Source organism: Streptomyces sp. SirexAA-E, from assembly GCF_000177195.2.
Taxonomy (GTDB): Bacteria; Actinomycetota; Actinomycetes; order Streptomycetales; family Streptomycetaceae; genus Streptomyces; species Streptomyces flavovirens.
Genome location: NC_015953.1, coordinates 7,134,877 through 7,146,887, shown reverse-complemented (window position 1 = coordinate 7,146,887; position 12,011 = coordinate 7,134,877). Strand labels below are relative to the sequence as shown.

Sequence of the window (12,011 nt, the reverse complement as noted above, 5' to 3'; positions counted from 1 at the left end):
CGGCGCGTCGGTGGCGCGCGGCACCGTCAGAAGCCATGAGGCAGCACGAACCGAGAGGCCGACAGGCGCCGTGATAGCTTCTAACGAAACCTGGACGGCGTATCCACGCGGACGGAGAAAAGGGGCGGGCGTGCCGGAGAAGGACCCCACGACCCCGCGCGAGCGCTATCGCACCCAGGTGCGTGCGGAGGTCAAGGAGCACGCGTGGGAGCAGATCGCCGAGTCGGGGGCGTCCGCGCTCTCCCTCAACGCGATCGCCAAGCGGATGGGCATGAGCGGCCCCGCGCTCTACCGCTACTTCGCCGGCCGCGACGAGCTGATCACCGAGCTCATCCACGACGCGTACCGAAGCCTCGCCGACGCCCTCGGCGCGGCCTCCGCGTCCGGCGCCGACGTGCCGGGACTCGCACACGCCCTGCGCGGCTGGGCCCTGGAGGACCCGCATCGGTACTTCCTCGTCTACGGGACCCCGGTCCCCGGGTACCACGCGCCCGACGAGATCACCGCCATCGCCTCCGAGATGATGGCGCTCCTCCTCGACGCGTACGCGGCACTCGTCCCGGACGGTGCCGCGACACCGTTCGGCACCCACCTGGAGGAGCACCGGGGCTGGGCCGACGGCCACGCCGCTCCGCCCGCGGCCCTCCACCGGGCCCTGAGCTTCTGGACCCGGCTGCACGGCGTCCTCTCCCTGGAGCTCGCCGGCCACTTCACCGGGATGGGCTTCGACCCGGCCCTGCTCTTCGCAGCCGAGTTGGACGACTTGCTGGAGCGGGGCGGCCGGAGCACCACGTGAGGTACCGGCTCGGCCGGCGACGTCCATCCGGCCTTCGCCCACAGCCCTCGACCGGGTGCTCCACGGTGTGGATCCGCGCCGGCGCGGCCCGCCCGCCTCCGAACACCGGCCCTACGCTCGCACGGCCGGAACGGCACGGCCTGCCTTCGCGCGCCGCGGGAGGCTCTTGGAGCTGAACGGCACGCCGGGCCCGTACCGCGTCGGCCCTCATTCCTTCTTGTGGCCTCCGCCCCACGGGTGGCGCCTGCGGATCCACAGATCGCGTGCCTGCCGGCCCGCCCTCGTCCTGCTGCGTGCGACGAGCGTCCGGGCCTGCTCCTGGCTCTCCACCATGGGGCCGGAACCGCGCAGCGGCTTGCCCGCCGTCTCGTGCAGGAAGAAGGTCGCGACGAGACCGATGGCGCCCGCGACCATCAGGTAGTACGCCGGGAGCATGTCGTTGCCGGTCAGCTCCACGAGGGCGGAGGTGAACAGCGGAGTGGTCCCGCCGAACAGCGACACGGAGATGTTGAAGGCGATCGACAGGGCGCCGTAGCGCATGCGGGTCGGGAACAGCGCGGGAAGCGTCGAGGCGGATGTGCCCGCGAAGCAGACCAGCAGCAGTCCGAGGATCCCGCAGCCGATCGCCGGCATCAGGATGCCGCCTTCCCGGATGAGCAGGAAGGCCGGGATCGCGAACACGATGAGCGCGACGCTCCCGGCCATGAACACGGGGCGCCGGCCCCAGCGGTCCGACGACCTGCCGACCACCGTGATGGTCAGCACCACGAGGAGCATCGTGCCGAGGACCAGGAGCTGGGAACTCGTCTCCGGCTCGCCGAGTGTCTCGGACATGTACGTCGGCAGGTAGGACGTCACCATGTAGTTGGTGACGTTGTAGAGCAGCACCAGGCCCATGCAGATGAGCACCGCTTCCCAGTGCCCCGTGAAGATCTCCTTGAGCCGGCCCTTGCCGGACTGCCGTGCCTGCTCGACGGGGTCGCCCTCGGCCAGGGCCGCGGCCTGCGCCTCCTCCTCGCGCTGGAAGACAGGGGTCTCCTCCAGCTTCAGCCGCATGTACAGGCCGATCAGGCCGAGCGGCCCCGCGACGAAGAACGGAATGCGCCACCCCCAGTCCGTCAGCCCGTCCGTGCCGAGTGTCGCGGTCAGCACGGTCACGAGGCCGGAGCCGAGCGAATAGCCGACGAAGGTACCGAAGTCCAGCCAACTGCCCAGGAACCCGCGGCGCTTGTCCGGGGCGTACTCCGCGATGTACGTCGTCGCCCCCGCGTACTCGCCGCCGGTCGAGAAGCCCTGCACCAGACGGCACACGAGGAGCAGCAGCGGCGCGGCGAAACCGATCGCGCCGTAGGTGGGGAGGAAGCCGACGGCGAAGGTGCTCGCCGCCATCATGATCATGGTGAGCGCCAGCACCTTCTGCCGTCCCACCCGGTCGCCGAGCGGCCCGAAGACCAGTCCGCCGAGCGGCCGCACCACGAAGGCGGCGGCGAAGGTCGCGAAGGTGGCCACCACCTGCGCGCCGGGCGAGCTCGACGGGAAGAAGACCTTCCCCAGGGTTCCCGCCAGATAGGCGTAGACGCCGAAGTCGAACCACTCCATGGTGTTGCCGAGCGCCGCAGCCGTCACGGCGCGGCGCACCTTCGGCGGATCGGTGACGGTCACGTCCTCGGCGGCCAGTGCCTTCTTGCGGCGCCGGAGCAACGTCCGCACCATCTGGTCCGTCGCCGACCGCTCCCGCTGGCTCCGGAGAACGCGCGGTTGTCGCTTCGGTCCCGGCATCAGAGTCCTGCCCTCCGCTGTAGCTCCGGCCCCTCCGCCGTACCGCGTAGCGCCGGCCTCTGTCGTCTTCCGGCAGGCCCACCTTCCCCGCCCGCGCCTCTGTATGCCGCATGGCTGGGCCGTGGGGGTGGTCCAAGGAACCCGTACGGGCGAAGCCGGGTGGTGTCCGGACGGTGACGGACGTCTGGGCTCGGACGCCGCGACCTTGACCGTGGGGGACGGCCCGGACGCTCCTCCACGTCACCGGCCGGCGCCGGGCCGGCGTCACTCGTCGTCGTCCTGGGCGGGGCGCCTGGTCAGGACGAGGAGGCTGCCGGCGACGCCGATCACGATGAGCGCGAGGGCGATGCTGATGCCCCCCTCGTCGTCCCAGTACACGTCCTCCAGGCTCAGCAGCAGCGCGGCCTCGTCGATGATCAGGGCCGCGCCCACTCCGTAGCCGAGACCGAGCCAGGACCGCACACGGGGCGACCGCTCCACCACACCCACCCCGCCGACCACGAGCAGGAGCACGATGCCCCAGACGTAATGGTGGATGTGCACACCTCCGGCACTGACGTCGCCCACACCGGCGACATCGATGTGGATCAGCCAGGTCAGCAGTCTCATCAGTCCGAAGGTGACGGTGAAGCCGAACCACGCGAGGACCAGGCCTCTGCGCCCCGGCGTGACGTCGCGCAGCCTTCGGGGCCGGCCGTCGCGTGACGGTGTGGGTGCTCTTGTCGCGGGTGTCATAGCCACATGTTCGAGGACGACACGCCCAGGAGGGGCCCTGACACCCGGGAGCGGCGGGAACACATACCCGGCCCCGGGGGGACACAGCGCGTCGAAGCCGGACGGCGTGTGCGCACGGTCAGGCCGGGGACGGCGCCGTTCCGCCCGCCACCGCCCCGCGCCCGGCCCCTAGGCTGGCCCGCATGCTGAGGATCGGAATTCCCGTCGTCGGAGTCACAGACCTTCCCCGCGCGGTCGCCTTCTGGACACAGGCCCTGGACCTGGTGGTCGCCGAGGAGTGGAAGAGCGAGACGTGGCGGACACTCGACCATGCCGACGGCTCAGGCAGGGCTCTCGGGTTGCTTCGCAGCACCTCGCCCGTGGAACCACGCCCCCGGCTGCACCTGGACCTCTTCACCGATACGACGGAGGAACAGCAGGCCGAGGTCCGACGTCTGGTCGGGCTCGGTGCGCGGACCGTGGACTGGGACCTCTACCCGCCCGAACCGGACTTCGTCGTTCTCGCCGACCCGGACGGCAACATCTTCTGCGTCGTCGACCTGAGCCGCGCCCCCAGTGGCGGCGACCGACCGGCGTCCTGAGGCAGCCGCCGCCCGCCGATCCGGGGTGCCGGGGGTGCCGAAGGAGGAACCCCCGGCACCCCGGGTCAGGACAGGACGATCTCCAGCCAGGGACTCATCATGGTCCCGGAGGCACCGCGGGGCTGCTGGGCCAGCTCCGCCTGCGCCGCCTGCAGGTTCTGTCCCGGCCCCTGCCAGAACGTGTACGGTCCCTCCCCGTTCGCCGGGGGGATCAGCGCCCAGTACTGATAGTGCGTCAGGGTGAGGTAGACGCGCTTGTTGATGTAGTCCAGCACCACCTTGACGTTGTGCTCCCAGTCGCTTCCGGTGCCGGTGTACTCGGCGAAGCCCCGGGGTGCCGTGGCCGCGTTCTGCACCGAGGAACCCGCACCGGACTGCGAGTGAGCGGTGTAGTGGGCGTGCAGCCCTTGGGCGTGCGCGGGGACCGCGGCGGCGTCGAACTGGTTGTCAGGCAGTCTGCCGTAGTCGTCCTGGTGCCAACTACGCAGCGTTCCCGGCTGGTTGGGGCTCTTGTCACGGGCCGCCTTCTGCGCCTCGGTCCGCTCGTCGATCACGGGCTGCTGCTCCCCCGGGCCGGGCGTCTCCAACTGGTAGCGGACGTCGAAGACGAGGTTGAACAGCGGGCGCGGCAGCATGTCGGCGGCCTGGTTCCGCGTGAGCCGGGTGAGCGGCAGGTTCGCACCGCCCCGGGGATGGGCCGCGAGCCTCGGTTGCTCCTGGGGCGCTCCCTCGGCGACGGCCGTGCCGATTGCCTGGCCGGCCTTCTCGCGCATCGTGTCGTCGTCTCCCCAGTACGGCTCGGACTTCCGGGAGAGGGACGTGTGGAAATAGCCGGTGCTCTCGGTGTCCGGCGCCGTCGCGTACCGGGTCTGCGCGTTCGGCACCGGGACCATGGCGCCCGGACCTTCCGGGTGCCCCGGCGGGTTGTGGTCGGGGACGTAGGTCTGCCGCTCCCCGAGGAAGGTGTTCACCGCGCCGACGAGCGTGGCGGTCAGCCGGAGGGCACCTCCCACATCGTCAGGGGAGGCCTTGAGCCTCCGCCTGATGTTCTTGAGGTCCGCCTCGAAGCTGCCTCCGGGGTCGATCGTCTGGGCACGGTTGACCTCGTCCTGCACCGCGATCGCCAGATACCGCATGAGCGCGGGGGCGGTGAGGGTCTGTTCGGTGGCGTCCACTCCCCGCATGTACATGTGGGGAGTGACCTTGACGATCCGCTGCACGGCGGCCGGTCCGTCGGCCCCCGCGTACGCCTCGGAACCGGGGCCCTGCGTCCCGGCCGAGGTTGCCGGGTACCCCGTCATGGCGCGCTGTGCGGTGGCCTCGGCCTCCCGCTCGAACCGGTCGAGGGGGTCCGAGACCTTCAGGCCGTCCCCGTGGTCGGTCCCGGCGACGGCGCCTCGGCGCTGCTGGATCACGTGTACGAGTTCGTGGGCCAGGGTGTGCCGGTCGGCGCCGCCCTCCCCGATGACGACATGACTGCCGGAGGTGTACGCCCGGGCACCCACCTCGGCGGCGGAGGACCGGGCCGCGGCGTCGCTGTGGATCCGTACGTCGGAGAAGTCGGCACCGAGCCGGGACTCCATGTCGGTGCGGGTGGCCTCGTCCAGGGGGCGTCCGGAGGCTCGTAGCACGTCGTGGACGGCGGAGCGCTGTACCTCGGGCCGCTCGTGCCCGCAGTCGGCACCGTGCTCGTGCGGCTCGGCGGGCAGGTGGCCGGCCTGGCGCAGCATCTGCACCACGGCGTCGTTCCCGGCGGCCGCCTGAAGGGCCGCGAGGCTCCGCGGAGCCGCCCGTGGCCCTGCCGCGGCCTGTCCGTCCGGTACTCGGCTCGTACCGGCCCCGGTCGTTCTCGTCCTGGAGTGATCGTGCACGTGTCCTCATCTGGCGGCGAAGCGCGACTCCCTTCTGGATACAGGGCGGGCCGCACGCGCACCAGAGGCGTCAGGGCAGCCCGCGGGGCCGCACGGGCACCTCGGTGTGCCCTCCGAGGCGGAAGGCGCCGGGCGCGGGACGTGGCGTCAGGGAGCGGGGTCCGCACGTCGCGAGCCGCCCTGGTCGTCGTCGAACAGTCGGCGGCCCAACTCGTGCCAGCCCCGCGGGCCGGGAAGCTCGTCGGCCGTCTCCGGGCCCCACGTCCCCGGTGCGTACGCCAAGGGCGGCTCGGCCGGATCGAGCACCGGTCCGACGATGCGCCAGCACTCCAGGACGGCGGGGAAGAAGGCGAAGCATTCGGGATCGCCCTCCACGGCACCGTGGAGGATGTTCTCGTAGGGGAGCTCCTGCCGTCCCAGGACCTGCGCGAAGTCGACCCCGATGGGGACGGTCATCGGTCCGGTGCCGTTCTCGGGCTTGCTCAGCACCAGGTCCGCCCTGATCCCGGTGTCGCCGTCGACGCGGAAGCGGATGAGGTTCGGTGGCGTCTGCGTGTCCTCGCCGCCGAAGAGTTCCAGGGGCGGCTTGCGCAGTTCGACCACGACCTCGGTGGCGGTGACGGCCAGCGCCTTCCCGCTGCGGAGGTGGAAGGGCACGCCTGCCCAGCGCCAGTTGTCGACGAACATGCGGGTCGCGAAGTACGTCTCGGTCGTGGAGTCCGCATCGACGCCCTCGACGTCCCGGTAGCCGTCGTACTGGCCGCGGACGGTGTCGGCGGGGTCCATCGTGCGCGTCGCGTGCAGCACCCGCCACTTCTCCAGCCCCTGCGCCCGGGCGTTGGTGGCGCTCGGCGGTTCCATCGCCAGGAAGGCCAGAACCTGCAGCATGTGGTTCTGGACCACGTCACGCAGGCAGCCCACGGCATCGTAGAAGGACCCCCGGTCGGCGACGTCGAAGTCCTCGGCGAGGGTGATCTGGACGTTGTCCACGTAGGAGCGGTGCCAGATCGGCGCGAGCAGCGTGTTGGCGAACCGGGAGACCATCAGGCTCTCGACCGCGCGGTTGCCCAGGAAGTGGTCGACGCGCAGGAGATGGTCGTCGTCGAAGTGGGTGGACAGCTCGTCCTGCAGCTTCCGCGCGGAGTCGAGGTCGTGTCCGAACGGCTTCTCCACCACCAGGCGGGCGTTGCGGTTCAGGCCTGCCCCGGCCAGGGACGCGGCGACCCGGGTGAACAGCGACGGCGGGATCGCCAGGTAGTGGGTCACGAAGGCGAACCCGGCCACGGCGTCGCGCAGCCGGGCGAAGGTGGCGTCGTCGGTGAAGTCCCCGGTGACGATGGACAGGCCCGCCGCGAACCGGCCGAAGACGGCGTCGTCGATGTCCATGCCCGCGGCGACGACCGCCTCTCTCGCGTGCCCGCGCAGCGTGTCGTCGTCCCAGTCGGTGGCCGCCACCCCGACGACGGGCACGGTCAGCTTGCCGGACTCGGTGAGCCGGTACAGCGCGGGCAGCAGCATCTTCCCGGCGAGGTCGCCGGAGATGCCGAAGATCACCAGGGCGTCGGAGCGTTCGAGGTCGGGAGGGTTGAGCAAGTCGCTCATCCTGGCGTCCTTTCTCGGCCTCAGACGGCCTTCGTGGGCTGTCGGCCGGACGGGTGGCCGAAACGGGACTGCAGGGCGGCCTCGATCTGCTCGGGGTCACGGCCACGGGTCTCGGGCAGGTAGCGGCTGACGAAGAAGAAGGCGAGCACACAGATCCCGGCGAAGATCCAGAACGTCTCGCCCTGGCCGATGGCGGCCGCCAGGGGCAGGAAGGCGAGGCTGACGGCGAAGTTGGCCACCCAGTTGACCGCCGTCGCGACACTCGACCCCTCGGCCCGGACGGACGGCGGGAAGATCTCGCCGAGCAGTGTCCAGAACACCGGGCCGAGGCCGCCCGCGTACGCGGCGATGTAGATGACCATGAACAGCAGCGTCAGTACCGAGTTCATGCCGACCACGAACGCCAGGCCCAGCAGGAAGATCGAGACCGCCATGAGGGCGAGCGAGACGAGGACCATGATCCGGCGGCCCGCCCGGTCGACCAGACGGATCGCCACCAGCGTCATGAGGAGGTTGATCGCGCCGATGAAGACGGAGTAGAAGATGGAGTTCGACGCGTTCAGGCCGGTCTGCTGGATGATGGTCGGCGCGTAGTAGATGATCGTGTTGATGCCGCCGCACTGCTGTACGGCGGCGAGCGTGAGTCCGACGACGAGGGCGGGACGCACGTCGGGGACGAGAAGCCTCTTGATCCCTCCGTCGGCCGCCCCGGAGTCGTGGGGGTCCTTGTCGCCCTGCTCCTTCGCGCGCTCCGCTTCGATGCGGTGCCTGGCCCGCGCGATCAGTTCGTCCGCCGTGGCCTCGTCGGTGAGCGCGGCGATTCCTCTACGCGCCCTGTCGACCTGGCCGTGGGAGATGAGCCACTGCGGCGACTCGGGGAGGAACCAGAGGCTGGCCGCCACCATGAGGGCGGCGGGGACGGCGCCGACGGCGAACATGGCCCGCCACATCCCGCTGCTCGAGAAGGCGAGGTTGACGAGGTAGGCGACCAGGATCCCGACGGTGATCATCAACTGGTTCATCGTGAGCAGCCGTCCGCGGATCTTCGTCGGCGAGATCTCGGACAGGTACACCGGCACGGTCGCCGACGCCGCTCCGACGGCGAGACCAAGAATCACACGGCCCGCCATGAGGACCAGGTAACCGTTCGCCGCGCACGCGATCGCCGTGCCGATGATGAACACCACGCCGATCGCGCCCAGGGCCCTGCGCCGGCCGAACTTCTCGGAGATCCGGCCGGCCGAGGTGGCACCGACCACCGCGCCGATGAGCAGGACGCTGACCACGCTCCCCTGCTCGAAGGAGTTCAGGTCGAAGTCCTGCTTGATGTAGAGGAGAGCGCCCGACACGACCCCCGTGTCGAAGCCGAAGAGGAAACCGCCGAGAGCGATGGCGGCCGCCCACCGGGTGATCTTCCGCCTGCCCTCCGGGGCCACCTCGGCGAGCGGTCCGTGGGTGCCTGGTTCTCTGGAGAAGCCCTGAACCATGTCACTTCCTCGTGTCTCGACGGCCCGTCCGGTCAACATCAGCACTCTTCGGGTGATACCGGTAAAAATGGGAGCAATCGAGTGATGCACACATCACGGAAAGTGACGTGCGCGGTCGCCGTGGCGGATCAGGGCGCCCGACTTCGCCGTGCGAGGCGGCCACCGCTGTCGCGGGGACCGCGGGGCCGTCGGACGGGAGGGCCTCAGGGCACGGCGAGGGGTATCTCGCACCACACGGTCTTGCCGTTGCCGCGTGGTTCGATCCCCCAGGCGTCGGCGAGCTCCTCGACGAGCATGAGGCCCCGGCCGGACGTGTGCAGTTCCGTGGCGGCACGGCGTCGCGGCGAGGCGGGCGACGTGTCGCTGACGGTCAGACGCAGGGCGCGCCCGCCGTTCCGGACCGGCCGGGCCGTCAGGGTGGTGGCGCCGCCCGTGTAGAGGAGGGCGTTGGTGACGAGTTCGCAGGCGAGCAGCTCGGCGGTGTCGCTGAGCGCCTCCAGTGACCAGCCGCTCAGTGCTGTACGCAGCGCGAGCCGGGCGGCCCGCAGCGCGTCGGGGTCGTTGGGCGCGATGTCGGTCTCCCATTGCGGGGCCGGGGAGGGTCTGCTTCGGGAGCGTCGCAGGATCAGCAGCGCCACATCGTCCTCCTCCCCCGTGTAGGCGGCCATGCTGTGCAGCAGGTGGTCGGCCAGGCCGTCGGGGCGCCCCGGTCCTGTGCGCAGGGCACCGAGGAGCCGGCTGCGCCCCTCGTCGATGTCTTCGGTGCGGGCCTCGATGAGTCCGTCCGTACACAGCACCAGCGTCGAGCCGGGCTCCAGGACCGTCTCCGAGGCCGGATACACGGGCTGGGCGCCCGGGGCCGCGAGACCGAGCGGAAGCCCGCCGGGGATGTCGAGCCACGCGCTGGTCCCGTCCGGGCGCCGAAGCACGGGTTCCGGGTGCCCGGCGCGCACGATCGAGGTCATTCCGGTCCGGGGATCGAGCACGGCGATGAGGCAGGTGGCGAAGCGGTCGGTACCGAGTTCCGTCAGGAAGACGGAGGTGCGTGCCATGACGGTGGTCGGCGGGTGGCCCTCGGCGGCGTAGGCGCGCAGGGCGACGCGGATCTGCCCCATGACGGCGGCGGCCGTCACGTCGTGGCCCTGTACGTCACCGATGACCGCGGCGATCCTGCCGTCGGACAGCGTGAGGGCGTCGTACCAGTCGCCGCCGATGCCTCCCCGGGCCCGCGTGGGCTGGTACCGGGTCGCGAGGGTCAGGCCGGGGGCGTCCGGGAGGTGTCCGGGGAGCATCGCCGTCTGCAGTCCGGCGGCGAGCTCGTGCTCCTGGTCGTACAGGAGTGCCCGTTGCAGGGACTGGGCGATGACCTTGCCCAGCGCGGTCAGCACGGTCCGCTCGTCCTGCGGGAAGCCGGCCCTGCCCTCGTAGGTGAGCCCGACGGCTCCGATCGGGGTGTCGTGGGCGATCAGCGGGAGGAAGACCGCCGCTGCGGCCTGCGGGAACTTCGACAGGTAGGGCTCGAGGGCCGGGTACCGGCGGACGAAGTCCGTACGGTCGGTCAGGAAGACCGCCTCGCGGGTGCGGGCCGCGTCGGTGAGGGGCAGGGGATCGTTCAGACGGGACAGGTGGAAGTCGCGGATGAGGTCGTCGGCCACGCCGTTCGCGCCGACCAGTCCCATACGGCCGTTGTCCACCAGGCCCAGGATGATGCTGGAGGCGCCGATCCGGTCCAGAAGCCGGGTGGTGGTCAGCGCCTCGGCGACGTCCTCGACGGTGAGGGTCGGGACGAGGGCGTCGCTGACGTGGCCGACGATGTCGGCCTGGCGGCGCCGGTCGCTCCTGGCGACGCGCAGTTGTTCGGTCTGGTCGACGGCACGCAGTTCCTGGCTGGCGTCCCGGATGATCCCTATGACGCGGACCGGGCGCCCCTGCGGGTCGCAGACGACGTGGCCTTGGGTGTGCGTCCATCGCAGCGCGCCGCCCGGGCGGCGGCGGATCCGGAAGTACAGGCTGAAGCCGGAACGTTCCCTCAGCGCCCGTTCCACCTGCTCCTCGATCGCGGGCAGCTCCACCGGCAGCATCCGCTCTCCGAGTGTGCTGAGACGGCCGTCGAACTCGCCCGGTCCGAACCCCATCACGGCGAGGCCGCCGCGGTCGTAACGCATCTCGCCGCCGACCAGGTCCCAGGTGAAGCTGCCCATGCCGTTGACCGCCAGGGCGACACGGGCGGCGGCCTGCGGACGGCCCTGCGGATCGAGTCCGCCGTTCGGTTCGAAGGAATAGCTCATGGACCTCCTCCCGGCCGGCTCCGCGGTGCTCTCGGAGCGCCGGAACGACGGCCGCGCACCAGGTGGTCGATATGCCCATTCTGCTCGGAAACGCTGAGCAACGCCTGTCCTGGCGCGGACACCCGGGGAGCGGGGGACCGATGACTCCCCCCGGGTCGACCGGCTGCCGGCGGCTCGGTACGCGCGCCCGCAGATACGAAGCGTTCCCCCCGCGGCCGCATATGTTTACGGCACCGACCTCCTCAAGGAGTAGCCGTGTGGCACGACATGCTGACGGTCCAGCTACCGATCGCGGAGAAGGTGCTGCGCACCGTCTTCGTCTACGCGGCGATGGTGGCTCTGTTTCGATTCAGTGGAAAACGCGGTCTGGCCAACCTCAACACCTTCGATTTCGTCGTCATCTTCCTCCTGTCCAACGTGGTGCAGAACGCGATCATCGGCCAGGACAACAGCCTGTTGGGCGGCCTCGTCGGCGCTGTCACGCTCGTCGCCGTGAACGCGCTGATGAACCGGTGGGCAGTGGCCGACACGCGAGTGGCCCGGCTCCTCGAAGGCACACCGACGACGGTGATCGAGGACGGCTCGGTGCTGGAGAACGCGACCAGGCGCCTCGCCGTGCGGCCCACCGAGATCGAACACGCCGTCCGGATACAGAACGGGGAGCGGATCTCCGATGTCGCTTCGGCACGCCTGGAACCGGACGGTCAGCTCATCGTGGAACTCAAACCGTCCGCCGGGAACGCGAGCCGCGGCGACATCCAGCGGCTGGAAGAGCGCCTGGCGTCGATCGAGGGCCTTTTGCGCGCCGCGGCGGACCGGCCTTCGGGCCGAGGAGGCGCACACGACGGGAGGCGCCCCCCGGGGTGACCCTC

9 protein-coding genes are annotated in these 12,011 nt (G+C 70.8%); 3 read left to right on the top strand and 6 right to left on the bottom strand.

Going from position 1 to position 12,011, the window contains the following annotated elements; genetic code table 11:
* Window positions 1–130 precede the first annotated feature (130 nt).
* Window positions 131–796, top strand: coding sequence for a TetR/AcrR family transcriptional regulator (locus SACTE_RS31220; RefSeq protein ID WP_014050015.1), 666 nt, complete (start codon window positions 131–133; stop codon window positions 794–796).
* 207 nt (window positions 797–1,003) lie between these two features.
* On the opposite strand, the gene proP is transcribed toward SACTE_RS31220, so the two are convergent.
* A complete protein-coding gene (gene proP, locus SACTE_RS31215) occupies window positions 1,004–2,509 on the bottom strand; it encodes a glycine betaine/L-proline transporter ProP (RefSeq protein ID WP_019993252.1) in 1,506 nt (501 codons plus the stop codon).
* 330 nt (window positions 2,510–2,839) lie between these two features.
* The gene (locus SACTE_RS31210) at window positions 2,840–3,310 is read right to left on the bottom strand and encodes a hypothetical protein (protein ID WP_014050013.1); all 471 of its coding nucleotides are present in this window, start codon (window positions 3,308–3,310) and stop codon (window positions 2,840–2,842) included.
* Window positions 3,311–3,492: 182 nt separating this feature from the next.
* Here SACTE_RS31210 and SACTE_RS31205 point away from each other — a divergent pair, with 182 nt between their 5' ends.
* Window positions 3,493–3,891, top strand: a complete 399-nt coding sequence (locus SACTE_RS31205; RefSeq protein WP_014050012.1) for a VOC family protein — start codon at window positions 3,493–3,495, stop codon at window positions 3,889–3,891.
* A 65-nt stretch (window positions 3,892–3,956) separates the two neighbouring features.
* Here the strand turns inward: SACTE_RS31205 and SACTE_RS31200 are convergent, their stop codons facing one another.
* From SACTE_RS31200 to SACTE_RS31185, 4 genes are all read right to left on the bottom strand, one after another.
* Window positions 3,957–5,621, bottom strand: a complete 1,665-nt coding sequence (locus SACTE_RS31200) for a DUF4157 domain-containing protein (RefSeq protein ID WP_078492708.1) — start codon at window positions 5,619–5,621, stop codon at window positions 3,957–3,959.
* A 288-nt stretch (window positions 5,622–5,909) separates the two neighbouring features.
* Window positions 5,910–7,364, bottom strand: a complete 1,455-nt coding sequence (gene zwf / locus SACTE_RS31195; protein WP_014050010.1) for a glucose-6-phosphate dehydrogenase — start codon at window positions 7,362–7,364, stop codon at window positions 5,910–5,912.
* Between the two features lie 20 nt (window positions 7,365–7,384).
* Window positions 7,385–8,851, bottom strand: coding sequence for a sugar porter family MFS transporter (locus tag SACTE_RS31190; protein WP_014050009.1), 1,467 nt, complete (start codon window positions 8,849–8,851; stop codon window positions 7,385–7,387).
* A 203-nt stretch (window positions 8,852–9,054) separates the two neighbouring features.
* The gene (locus tag SACTE_RS31185; protein WP_014050008.1) at window positions 9,055–11,139 is read right to left on the bottom strand and encodes a SpoIIE family protein phosphatase; all 2,085 of its coding nucleotides are present in this window, start codon (window positions 11,137–11,139) and stop codon (window positions 9,055–9,057) included.
* A gap of 255 nt (window positions 11,140–11,394) precedes the next feature.
* Between SACTE_RS31185 and SACTE_RS31180 the strand changes: the two genes are divergently transcribed.
* The gene (locus SACTE_RS31180) at window positions 11,395–12,006 is read left to right on the top strand and encodes a YetF domain-containing protein (RefSeq protein ID WP_014050007.1); all 612 of its coding nucleotides are present in this window, start codon (window positions 11,395–11,397) and stop codon (window positions 12,004–12,006) included.
* Window positions 12,007–12,011: the final 5 nt, after the last annotated feature.

Coding starts and splice junctions, on each gene's coding strand:
- proP (WP_019993252.1), bottom strand. CDS start 2,509: ATGGTGCGGACGTTGCTCCGGCGCCGCAAGAAGGCACTGGCCGCCGAG.
- SACTE_RS31210 (WP_014050013.1), bottom strand. CDS start 3,310: ATGACACCCGCGACAAGAGCACCCACACCGTCACGCGACGGCCGGCCC.
- SACTE_RS31205 (WP_014050012.1), top strand. CDS start 3,493: ATGCTGAGGATCGGAATTCCCGTCGTCGGAGTCACAGACCTTCCCCGC.
- SACTE_RS31200 (WP_078492708.1), bottom strand. CDS start 5,621: ATGCTGCGCCAGGCCGGCCACCTGCCCGCCGAGCCGCACGAGCACGGT.
- zwf (WP_014050010.1), bottom strand. CDS start 7,364: ATGAGCGACTTGCTCAACCCTCCCGACCTCGAACGCTCCGACGCCCTG.
- SACTE_RS31190 (WP_014050009.1), bottom strand. CDS start 8,851: ATGGTTCAGGGCTTCTCCAGAGAACCAGGCACCCACGGACCGCTCGCC.
- SACTE_RS31185 (WP_014050008.1), bottom strand. CDS start 11,139: ATGAGCTATTCCTTCGAACCGAACGGCGGACTCGATCCGCAGGGCCGT.